1 protein-coding gene and 1 pseudogene are annotated in these 573 nt (G+C 60.7%); both read left to right on the forward strand.

Annotated features, from left to right (window positions below; translation table 11 throughout):
* Positions 1-381: tetratricopeptide repeat protein (locus tag ALO43_RS12090; protein WP_157062286.1), on the forward strand; the 381-nt coding region annotated here is incomplete at its 5' end.
* A pseudogene (locus ALO43_RS12095) lies at positions 381-573 on the forward strand (chemotaxis protein CheW); the annotation flags it as partial. The gene ALO43_RS12090 and the pseudogene ALO43_RS12095, both read left to right, overlap by 1 nt.

Here is a 573-nt window from a genome sequence, read left to right on the forward strand (position 1 = left end):
GCACGAACGTCCGCAGCGTTTGCGCCCATCGTCAAGCCGGTTGCTGTCACTGGCAATAGCGAGGTTTCGGCGCTGCTCGAAAGGATCGCCGGCCTGGCCAACGAAGGCAAAAGTGCCGAGGCGCAGGCTGCCTGCGAGCGCTATCTGCAACAGCATGAGCCGGTTGCACAGGTGTTTTACTGGCTGGGCCTGCTCAGCGAAGTAGAAGGCAGCGTGGCGCAGGCTCAGGGTTTCTATCGCAAGGCGTTGTACCTGCAACCGCAGCACTCCGAATCGCTGGCCCAACTGGCTGCGTTGCTGGCCGCCCAGGGCGACAGTGCCGGGGCCCGGCGCTTGCAGGACCGTGCTGCACGTGGCGCGAATAAACAAGGAAACCATTGATGACGGGTGTGTCCGGTTTTTCCAGTCTTACCCATGACCAAGCCCTGGATATCGATGACTGCTGGAACCGTATCGGTATTCACGGTGATCGTTCCTGCCCGTTGCTTGAAGAGCACATACACTGTCGCAACTGCGCGGTTTATTCTGCGGCGGCCACTCGTCTGCTGGACCGCTACGCACTGGCCCAGGAAT

Source organism: Pseudomonas tremae (assembly GCF_001401155.1).
GTDB lineage: Bacteria > Pseudomonadota > Gammaproteobacteria > Pseudomonadales > Pseudomonadaceae > Aquipseudomonas > Aquipseudomonas tremae.